Source organism: Thioalkalivibrio sp. (assembly GCF_007692535.1).
GTDB lineage: Bacteria > Pseudomonadota > Gammaproteobacteria > Ectothiorhodospirales > Ectothiorhodospiraceae > Thioalkalivibrio.
In genome coordinates, this window is the sequence record NZ_REBW01000211.1 from 1 (window position 1) to 9,153 (window position 9,153).

A 9,153-nucleotide genomic window follows, 5' to 3' on the forward strand; every position below is an offset into this window, starting at 1 on the left:
GGCTGACCCGTAGTTTTCCCCATGCGAAAACCGGTATGGGCGGGGCAGACTATCGGTGGCGATCCTGGGATCACGACATCCATCGTGAGTGCACCTCTCAATCACCATCGGAGCTCGTCATTTCCAGCATCGCATCCCGGCTTGGCGGCGAGTTCAGGCTGCCGGTCCCAAACCAACCCTGCCAGGAAAAGCCAGACATGAAGCGAATCCGGATACGGAAGGCCAGTTGGCCCGCCGACAGAATGGCCTTGGAGACCGTGCGCTGCGAGGTCTTCGTGCAAGAACAGAATGTGCCCCGCAGCCTCAAGTTTGACGGTCTTGACTCGAGTGCACTGCACTGACTATAGAGTGTCAATGTGTTTGATCTCGATGTAGCTCCCCCATCGAATGACAGGACTGCGTTTAGGGCTCCTCGCAGGATTTTTGCAGCGCCTCCCGGAACAGACAAGGCGACCGTATGACTGACGATCTCAGGGTCCCGTGGCACCGGCGATGGCTGGCTTCCGCCGAGTTCAATGTGGTGGTGTTCTCATTCCTGCTCCACTTCGTCTGGGAGTTTCTACAGGTCCCCCTCTTTGCGGAAATGCCGACGATGGAGCACTGGGAGGCAGTGCTGTTCTGTGCCCGTGCCGCACTGGGTGACGTCCTAATCGCGTTGTTCGCATTCTGGGTCGTTGCCCTGATCCGGGCGGACCGCAGGTGGATCGTTGCGCCCGGCAAAGCCACGATTCTGGGATTTATCGCCGTCGGTGTCGCCATCACCGTCGCGCTGGAATGGCATGCCACCGCAATCCTCGACCGCTGGCAGTACGGCGACTTGATGCCGACCATACCGATACTGGGGACCGGTCTGTCGCCGCTGATGCAGTGGATCCTACTGCAGCCGCTGGTAGTCTGGATCGTTCGACGCCAGATTCTGGGACAAGAGTTTCTCGACCGCTAGAACCCGCACCCGGATCAATCGCGGACACGGTCGCGGCCGAGCCTCAAAGGCCAACGTGGTCGCCCGCAGCCGAACACAGGTGTCGCTGCGCCTGCTCGCCTATCAACTTCTGCAGCCGCTCCGTCGACGGCCCCGACCCCGATGATTGCAGAATTGTAACGCCCCGGACAGGTTCCCGTTTGGCTTCGATCAGTATCGTGGGGTCGGTACCGGGACTGCAACATTCTCGCCCTCCAGTGGTCTGTTACAACTGACCAGGCCTACAACAGCAGCAAGCGGCGGGTGAAATTCACATCGATCAGATCAGAACGGGTGGTTTTGAATGCATGACTATGGATTTGGACATGGCTATGGATTTGGGCACGGGTTTGGAATCCTCCTTTGGATCCTGATCCTGGTCCTGGTAGTTGTGGCAGCCGGATTTATCATTCGCGGCCTCGGGGGCAACACCGCCGGCAAGTCCTCGTCAAGGGACAAGAGTGCCCTGGAGATCCTCGAGGAACGCTATGCCCGGGGCGAGATCGATCACGATGAGTTCGAGCGGCGCAAACGGGATCTGCAGGATCGCAATTCCGGTTCATGACCAGACAGCATCGATCGAAACTGGACACTACTGGGTACTGATACGCCTTGGCAGAACCATGGCGGCGGCCCGTAATGCAGGACCGTTTCACTATTCCCGCACCATCTTCATTCAGTCGAATGAGCTACGGATAAGGAGATTACCTATGGATACGCGCAAGCAAGCACGTGCATTGACACTCGGCCTGGCCCTGGCATTGGGCACCGGAGGTACAGGCGTCGCGCTGGCCCAGAACATGGGCGGCGGAATGATGGGCCACGAGGACGGCATGGGCATGATGGGCCGCGAGGGCGGCAAGGGCATGATGGGCCGCGAAGGCGGCATGGGCGGCATGGGCGGCATGGGCATGATGGGCCGCGAGGGCGGCATGGGCGGCATGGGCATGATGGGCCCCGGGAAGGGCATGGGTCCCGGCATGGGCTTGATGCGCGAGATACAGGCGATGCGGGAGATGCTTTCCGCCGAGCAGCGCAGCGAGTTGCGTGAACTGATGCGAGAACATCGCCCGGCGCAATTCGAGCGGATGGGGCATGCTCAGAATGTGAGGGAGGACCTGATGGCCGAACTGGAGCAGGACCGCCCGGATCCCGATGCCGTCGGTGAAATTCACGGTCGCATGGCCGAAATTCACGGCGAGATGCTGGTCGAGCGGGTGCGGATGCGGAACGCCATCTATGACCTATTGACCGACGAGCAGCGCGAGCAACTCGCCAGTGGGGTGCCGGAAAACGAAGACGCTTCAGCCGATCACCAGGGCCACCACGGGGGCCGGTAACGGCCGGCTTCGATTGCCCATCGTGCTTTGCTGGTAGGTGGGTGGTCTACGTCAAGCGCCTCGGCCCGTCTGCGCGCCCTCGTCGGTGCTGAGGTCCAGTCGTCTCAGCAACTGTGCGTTGATCGCAACGATGACGGTGCTGGCCGACATCAGTACCGCACCAACGGCAGGTGACAGCAGGATTCCCCAGCCGAAGGCGACACCGGCCGCCAGCGGCAGCGCGACGATGTTGTAGCCGGCCGCCCACCATAGATTCTGCAGCATCTTGCGCCGCGTTGCGCTCGAAAGCTTCACGATGCGCGGAATGTCTCGAGGGTCGGAGCGCACCAGGACGATGTGTCCTGCCTCCACGGCGACATCGGTGCCCGCCCCGATGGCGATGCCGACATCGGCTGTCGCCAGCGCCGGGGCGTCATTGACGCCGTCGCCTACCATGGCCACGATCTTGCCCTGCTTCTGCATTTCCTCGATCTTCGAGGCCTTGTCCTTCGGAAGGACTTCGGCGAAGACCGTGTCGATGCCGAGCTCCTTCGCGACGGCATCGGCCACCGCCTGGGCGTCGCCCGTCAGCATGGCGACCTCGATGTTCCGCTCGTGCAGCGCGCGCACAGCCGCGTAGCTCTCCTCGCGGATCCCGTCCGCGACCGCGAACATGGCAATGGCCCGACCGTCACGGATGAGATAGATGGCCGCCTGACCCTGGCCGGCGGCCTCGTCGGCAGCGCCTTTGATTTCTTTCGGCACGTCGATGTCTTCGCTGTCGAGCAGCGCCGGTCCCCCCAGGTGGTACTCCACACCGTCGACCGTGCCGGCGACCCCCTGGCCCGTGATCGCGTGGAAGTCCTCGGCACCGGGAAACTCGATCTCCCGCTCCCGGGCCGTCTGGACGATGCCCTGTGCGATCGGATGCTCGGACTCTGCCTCGACCGCAGCGGCGATGCGCAGCGCGTCGTCGTCGGAGAGATCCTCTCCCGAAGTGATGTCCACGACGCGGAACTCGCCCAGGGTAAGCGTCCCGGTCTTGTCGAAGACCACGACGTTCAGGTTTCGCGCCTCTTCCAGGCCTCGCCGGTCACGGACGAGCAGCCCCCCCTGGGCCCCTTTTGTCGTCGAAATGGCGACAACCAGCGGCACGGCAAGCCCAAGCGCATGGGGGCAGGCGATGACGAGAACGGTCACGACGCGCACCACCGTGAAATCGATTTCCGCGCCAACAAGCTGCCACACGGCAAAGGTCAGAAGTGCGGCGGCAATCGCGATGCCGGTGAGCAGTTGCGCGGCGCGATCGGCGAGACTTTGAGAGCGCGATTTCGACTGCTGCGCGTCCGAGACGAGGCGCATGATGCCGGAGAGCTTCGTGTCCTCACCCACGCCGCGCACTTCAACATGCAACGAGCCTTCTCCGTTGAGGGTGCCGGCGATGACTTCGTCGCCCTCGCTCTTCGAAACCGGCTTCGACTCGCCGGTGATCATCGCTTCGTTGAGTTCGCTCTTGCCCTTTTTGATCACGCCGTCCACGGGCACGCTTTCGCCGGGCCGGACCAGCACGAGATCGCCTTCGGAAAGCTCGTCGACCGTCACCTCCTCGGTTTCACCGTCGGCCAGGCGCGTCGCTTGATCCGGCAGCAGCTTCGCGAGTTCCTGCAAGGCACCTTGCGCCTGCGCGATCGACCGCATCTCGATCCAGTGACCGAGCAGCATGATCGTGACCAGCGTCGCGAGTTCCCACCACAGCGCCGTGGCTTCGAAGCCGAGTTCCACCGCCACGCTGAAAACAAAGGCAACCGTGATGGCAAGCGAGATGAGCGTCATCATTCCCGGCGCCCGACTCATCAGTTCATGCCAGGAACCCCTGAGGAAAACCAGTCCACCGTAGAAGAAAACCACGGTACCCAGAAGAGCCGGGATAAACTGCGAACCGGGAAAAACCGGAGCCGAATAACCCAGGAGATTCTGGATGTGCTCGGACCAATAGACGACCGGGACCGTGAGAGCGAACGAGAGCCAGAACTTGTTTCGAAACATCTCGACGCTGTGCCCGGCATGCTTGTCGTGGTCATGCCCCTCGTGATGGCTGTCGGACTCGTGCCCGTCCTGCTTCCGCTTCCCGGTGCCGTGCCTGCGCGATCGGTTCATCGGCAACTCCCTTGTCTCGAGGCGGGGGGGTATCTCGCTGACCACCTACACGCATGGTCGTGTGAGGCGCGCCAGCCTGATTCAGCGGGCAGCCCAAGCCGCTTCAGAAGCGGTGGCTATACCCGACTTCCAGGGCGAATTGCTGCATTTCAATCCGGATTGATTGATCTGCCAGCGGGTTTGGCCCCCGGACGCTGTTGCTGGATGTGGCCATGGCGGCAACATGCAAATCGGACTGTGGCGTCAGGACCTTAGAGAATCCCGCGGTGTAATGGTCCTTCACCACTGCCGGCGCCAGGATGTTAAAGAGCACCTCGGAAGGACTCACCGGGTTCTGACCGCGGTTATAACCAACACGCCAGGTCCAGCCGGACCCGCCCTCGATCTGCAGACCCAGTTTCCAGATATTAATGTCTCGCCAGCCAAAGCCGGGGCCGCGGCCGCCGCCGAGGCGGGCCTCCGGGTCGGAGTCTGGTGGGAAGGAGGCCAACAGGTTATCAAAGGGGTTGCCGATGGCATCGACACCTGAATAGTTGATCCGCTCATAGTCCGCGGCCACCGTGACCCGAGGACTGAGCTCCACGGCGATGCCGATACCAAAAGTCTCGGGGATATCTAGGCTGCCGCCGTCGACCAGCAAACCGCGGTAGTCATTCATGTCTTCCGAGCGGATTTTCGAACGGTAATTGGCCCCCACTGACACCGTGGGGCTTAAATCGGCCTGGAAACCGAACTGAATTCCATAGCCGAATGCCGTGTCCGTACCGCGGTCGCTCAGATGCGCCGGTGCCTGGCTGAAATCACCAAAGGCGGCGATGCCCTTGGCCTTGAAGCGCTGATAGCTGACGATCGGGCTCAGCCCCAGGCGCAAGCGCCCATCGGCGAAGCGTTGTGCATACGTCGGGATGATCAGGATCTGATCGAGATTGAAACCCGCGCTGCCGCCGCAGAACACCCCGGTATTCGCCGGTGCCTGCGGACTCTGTGCGCACAGGGGATTCGTGATTGCGGGATAGTCGGTATTGAGCCCGCCGTTCGCGAGGACTGCGATCCCCCAGGAACGCTCCGCATCGATCTGACGGACAAGGCCGAACGAGGGAATGAAGAAGTCCTCGCGATCGCTGTCCACGCGGCCGGGCGGCAAAGGAAAGGATCCCTCGCCGGGGGACGACTCCAGCGCACTGACGTCGAACGAGCGCTCGGGACGAAAATAGGCGAGCGAGGCATCGACTCGGGATTCCATGCCGGCGATGCCTGCAGCGTTGGTGCCGGGCGCATAGGCATCCAGAGAAAGCGCCATGCCGACACCCCCCATGGCCTTGTTCTGTGTGCCGTACCCCTGCTTGAAATAGCCATTCGTGGCGCCGGCGACACCGGACAGCACGCATGCGATGGCAGCCGCCAGGGTCACAACGCTCCAGCGGCAAGATCGTCCTTCCATGTTTCGTCTCCTCGGAGTTCAGGGGAACAGGTCCATGCGAGGCATCCTGGCCTGAATCGCGGATGCAATGCGCTCCTACGAAAAGTATAGGCGACATAAACCGCCTTTATTAGCGGCTGCCAGTCCCTCCACCGATCCCGCCTCCAACACCCGGGGCCGGGGCGGGATCCGCGGCATTGCCGCCGCCACAGTCCTCGGCGATGGCAAGAGCGTGTTGATTCAGGCGCGCGCGGTGTTCGCCGGCGCTTCCGGATCCTCCGGGACACCGGTTACTTCTCGTGCATGGTGTCGACGCGCCAGATCGACGAGGTGGTGTTTCGTCGCTTATGAGTGGGAAACTCAAACGATCCAGCGATCCCAGTCGCAGTAACGGCCGCGTACCGGGCCGCGACGGATGCACAGAGCAAATCAGGACCGTCACTGCGACCACGCCGGCAAGGATCGACAACACGCCGGCACCGTAGACGAACGGCGTGACGAATAACGGCACCACCAGCGGAATGATCAGAAACCGCACCTCGCGCGCCACCTCCCCCACGGAGATGCCGGCGATCGTGATCACCATGGCACCGATCAGGTGATCCCAGTCGGTCAGGCCACCATCGTGTCCAAGCATGACGCGGGTGAACATCAGCCACAGGTCCACCGGCATGCTCACCGCCAGGTTCCACGGCAGATCGATGCCCTTGCTGAACGCGCGCTTCAGCACCGCAAACGGAGGCTGGGCAAGATCGTCCCGCCCCCCGGCGGCCCGGTCGGAGTCGGTGTCGCCGCCGAAGAAGGTCTTGAGCACGGGTCTGCCAAGCAAGTAGCAGTGGTACAGGATGCTGCAGTACCTCGCGGATGGCAGCATCCGGTGTTGAAAGCGGGGAACGTCAGCCGACACAAGCCCTGGCGGTACCCGCCCCGGGGCAACAGGCCTAGCGCTTCCAGGGCCATCTTTCCGTTTCGGTATTCGAGGATCCTTTCGATCACCTCGGGATCCTTGATGCAGGCCACGATATGTGCCGCCCCACCACAGGTTGGGGGATTCTATGTCGTTGGCGACGACCCGTGATGAATGTCGGCCATCCCCTCGGCAGCAGTCCCTCATCGATCCCCAGCGACTGCCCGCTCTGGGTCGCGACCCGTCAGTGGCAGTGGCCGGTCGTATGCAGTCAGAGGTAACCTTTCCCATCGACCCGACCGCAGAGGCGGACCATGGACCTCGTCTTCCACGCCAAGCTATACGTCCTGACGCTCGGGGTCTTCCTCGCCGTCGATCTCCTCTGGCTCGGAGTTGTGGCCCGCGGCTTCTACCAGACGCAACTGCGACCCTTTCTGAGCCCGAGGGTCAACTGGCCGGCGGCGTTCATATTTTACCTGCTGTACGTGGTCGGGATCCTGATCTTCGCCGTGCTGCCGGGCCTTGCGGCGAACTCGCTGGCCGTGGCCGCGGGATGGGGCGCCCTGTTCGGCTTCTTCACCTACGCAACCTATGAGCTGACCAACCTCGCCACCCTCAAGGACTGGCCGCTGAAGGTCGTGCTCGTGGACACGGCTTGGGGTGCGGCGCTCTGCACCACCGTGGCGAGCGCCGGGTTTCTGATCGGCGCGTGGCTCGGCAGTCCGGGGTGAGGCGTCACGGGTGCCGTGGCGGCGCCCGGCTTTCGTGAGCACGGTCACCGGTGCTGAGGGCGGGCGGCGGCAGGACCCGGGCGGCGCGGAGACACGAACCAGTTCCGAGTCGAGCCCGATGCTGGCCCGATACCAGGGGCGTTCTGCATCCCCCAATCGCCGGCCCTGCCTTCCGTACCCATTGGTGGGGAGCAGGCCACAGCCAGCAGGACCGCCGGGGCATAAAGTAGACCTCGATAGCCGCCAATGTTGGGAGCGGTTGATGGCTCCCGGGACGCATGCCGGATCGTCATGGTTCGTTGCGGCGTGATTCCGCTGTCCTACCTTGGGGACCGACTGGCATTTCTGCGCTCCCCGCCCCGCATGGAGTTACAGGTAATTCGCCGGCCAGCATTCGCTGCCATGCCATGGCTGCGACCTGCGAACTGAATGTCCCCCACAACCCTCCGCTGGCTATCGGCGCCGCGATTCTGGCTCTTGAGAACTCGCGATCACCGACGACAACGCGAGTCACTCTGCCGACGTTCGCCTGCGTGAAGTCCTCGAATCGGATGGCACCCGATTTGGTCAATCGGATGGAAACCGGCCAGCCACGATCCGTCGGTTCCCCGACGACTGATTTCTCCACATACGGCGAACACAGGTGAAACTCCGGTGCAGATTCCGCCGCTGCAATCGCAGGAGTGACCAGAAACAGCAGAGCCATCCACTTCATGGTGACATCTTCCCAACGCCGGACTCAGCCGTGTACGGCCCGAGGGTCGGCTGCAGGACTGGGTTGTTCTTCTTCATCTTTCGGGCCGACCCAGAAGAGCGGGTTGTGCGCGACCTCCCATAGATAGCCGTCTGGATCCGCGAAGTAGCCGGAGTAACCGCCCCAGAACACCTTTTGGGCAGGCTTCACCAGTTTGGCGCCTGCTGAGATGGCCTGCTCCAGGAGTTCGTCCACTGCCGTTTCGGAATCGACGTTGTGCGCAATTGTGAAGCCGGCGAATCCGGTGCCGTCGGCAGGCACCCCTACGTCTTCGGCCAGGGACTCGCGGCTGTAGAGTCCCAACCACGCGCCATTGAGCGTGAAGAACGCCACCTCGGGCGGCGAATTCATCCTCGGCAGACCAAGACCCTGCTCGTAGAAGCGAACCGACCCCTCCAGATCCCGGACGCCCAGGGTGATCATGCTGATCCGTGGCTTCATGCAGAACCTCCTTTGCCGCAGCAATTGTGCTGACGAGATACTGGAAAGGCGATGATAGGCAGATTCTGTAGAGCACGGTCGGGGCGTCCGCACGGCTAAGCCCGATCCGTCCGCGTGACTACCTTGCCCTCCCGCCACCGCCACCCAACGGCTTCGGGCAAAAGACGTCCCCAGCACCGATTCACGTAGATCCGGCGTCAGCAAGGGGGCGGGTTGCAGACTTCCGGCAGAGTTCGTCCCCGGCCGGAGCCGGCATTCGCGGAAAAACCGTGCTCGGCGCGGCGACCAACATCCCCGACAACAGCGAGGCGCCCGTCCAGAATACCAATACGCCCTGGTCCGCCGGCAGATCCTGCGGCCCCCGGCGCAGGCCCAGGACCTCGATCATCGACGCGACCGTGGCAATGCTCACGGAAACGCCTCCTCCTGCTCCAGCATCTCGAGTTCGTCGAGCCAGAGATCG

The 9,153-nt window shown here is 62.8% G+C and carries 9 protein-coding genes and 1 pseudogene; 5 read left to right on the plus strand and 5 right to left on the minus strand.

The window, feature by feature from the left end; all coding sequences use genetic code 11:
* Positions 1-197 precede the first annotated feature (197 nt).
* From EA346_RS12095 to EA346_RS12110, 4 genes and pseudogenes are all read left to right on the plus strand, one after another.
* A pseudogene (locus EA346_RS12095) lies at positions 198-338 on the plus strand (GNAT family N-acetyltransferase); the annotation flags it as partial.
* Between the two features lie 119 nt (positions 339-457).
* A complete protein-coding gene (locus EA346_RS12100; RefSeq protein ID WP_296758935.1) occupies positions 458-943 on the plus strand; it encodes a hypothetical protein in 486 nt (161 codons plus the stop codon).
* Between the two features lie 322 nt (positions 944-1,265).
* Positions 1,266-1,526: an SHOCT domain-containing protein gene (locus EA346_RS12105; RefSeq protein WP_296758936.1), complete on the plus strand. Its 261-nt coding sequence runs from the start codon at positions 1,266-1,268 to the stop codon at positions 1,524-1,526.
* 145 nt (positions 1,527-1,671) lie between these two features.
* Positions 1,672-2,301 (plus strand): Spy/CpxP family protein refolding chaperone, encoded by a 630-nt coding sequence (locus EA346_RS12110; protein ID WP_296758938.1) that lies wholly within the window; start codon positions 1,672-1,674, stop codon positions 2,299-2,301.
* A 51-nt stretch (positions 2,302-2,352) separates the two neighbouring features.
* On the opposite strand, the gene EA346_RS12115 is transcribed toward EA346_RS12110, so the two are convergent.
* The 3 genes from EA346_RS12115 to EA346_RS12125 all read right to left on the minus strand — a co-directional run bounded on the left by EA346_RS12115 (position 2,353) and on the right by EA346_RS12125 (position 6,671).
* A complete protein-coding gene (locus EA346_RS12115) occupies positions 2,353-4,326 on the minus strand; it encodes a heavy metal translocating P-type ATPase (RefSeq protein ID WP_296758950.1) in 1,974 nt (657 codons plus the stop codon).
* 214 nt (positions 4,327-4,540) lie between these two features.
* Positions 4,541-5,878: a hypothetical protein gene (locus EA346_RS12120; protein WP_296758940.1), complete on the minus strand. Its 1,338-nt coding sequence runs from the start codon at positions 5,876-5,878 to the stop codon at positions 4,541-4,543.
* Positions 5,879-5,987: 109 nt separating this feature from the next.
* The gene (locus tag EA346_RS12125; RefSeq protein ID WP_296758942.1) at positions 5,988-6,671 is read right to left on the minus strand and encodes a hypothetical protein; all 684 of its coding nucleotides are present in this window, start codon (positions 6,669-6,671) and stop codon (positions 5,988-5,990) included.
* A gap of 407 nt (positions 6,672-7,078) precedes the next feature.
* On the opposite strand from EA346_RS12125, the gene EA346_RS12130 reads away from it, so the two are divergent.
* Positions 7,079-7,495 (plus strand): DUF2177 family protein, encoded by a 417-nt coding sequence (locus EA346_RS12130; protein ID WP_296758943.1) that lies wholly within the window; start codon positions 7,079-7,081, stop codon positions 7,493-7,495.
* A gap of 739 nt (positions 7,496-8,234) precedes the next feature.
* Here the strand turns inward: EA346_RS12130 and EA346_RS12135 are convergent.
* Positions 8,235-8,690 (minus strand): VOC family protein, encoded by a 456-nt coding sequence (locus tag EA346_RS12135; RefSeq protein WP_296758945.1) that lies wholly within the window; start codon positions 8,688-8,690, stop codon positions 8,235-8,237.
* Positions 8,691-8,871: 181 nt separating this feature from the next.
* Positions 8,872-9,102: a hypothetical protein gene (locus EA346_RS12140; protein ID WP_296758948.1), complete on the minus strand. Its 231-nt coding sequence runs from the start codon at positions 9,100-9,102 to the stop codon at positions 8,872-8,874.
* Positions 9,103-9,153: the final 51 nt, after the last annotated feature.

Coding starts and splice junctions, on each gene's coding strand:
- EA346_RS12130 (WP_296758943.1), top strand. CDS start 7,079: ATGGACCTCGTCTTCCACGCCAAGCTATACGTCCTGACGCTCGGGGTC.
- EA346_RS12135 (WP_296758945.1), bottom strand. CDS start 8,690: ATGAAGCCACGGATCAGCATGATCACCCTGGGCGTCCGGGATCTGGAG.
- EA346_RS12100 (WP_296758935.1), top strand. CDS start 458: ATGACTGACGATCTCAGGGTCCCGTGGCACCGGCGATGGCTGGCTTCC.
- EA346_RS12105 (WP_296758936.1), top strand. CDS start 1,266: ATGCATGACTATGGATTTGGACATGGCTATGGATTTGGGCACGGGTTT.
- EA346_RS12120 (WP_296758940.1), bottom strand. CDS start 5,878: ATGGAAGGACGATCTTGCCGCTGGAGCGTTGTGACCCTGGCGGCTGCC.
- EA346_RS12110 (WP_296758938.1), top strand. CDS start 1,672: ATGGATACGCGCAAGCAAGCACGTGCATTGACACTCGGCCTGGCCCTG.
- EA346_RS12115 (WP_296758950.1), bottom strand. CDS start 4,326: ATGTTTCGAAACAAGTTCTGGCTCTCGTTCGCTCTCACGGTCCCGGTC.